1 protein-coding gene is annotated in these 273 nt (G+C 63.4%); it reads right to left on the reverse strand.

The annotated features are described in order from the left end of the window. Positions 1 to 253: hypothetical protein (locus CVH10_RS20535; RefSeq protein WP_219924907.1), on the reverse strand; the 253-nt coding region annotated here is incomplete at its 3' end. Between the last annotated feature and the right edge of the window lie 20 nt (positions 254 to 273).

Below are 273 nucleotides of genomic sequence, written 5' to 3' on the forward strand. Positions count from 1 at the left end.
CCATCGGTTCGGCCATGGCGACAGCCCGATCGATGAACATCCCCTGGAAGCGGAGCCACAGGCGGTAGCCCATACGACCGGCTCGGGGCTGATCGGCTCGGTCGAGGTCGTTGCTGATCTTCGCGACGATGCGAGGACAGGCGCGGCCCAGCAGCAGTTTCATCGCGACCGCGACCACGACATAGGTGTTGCCCGCACAGAACAGTGCGTCGGGTCGTGTCCGTCGAATGAAGCCGGGTAGCGTGACGATCATCCATATCGTTTCCCACCACC

Source organism: Halomonas sp. ND22Bw (assembly GCF_003011945.1).
Classification (GTDB): domain Bacteria; phylum Pseudomonadota; class Gammaproteobacteria; order Pseudomonadales; family Halomonadaceae; genus Halomonas; species Halomonas halophila.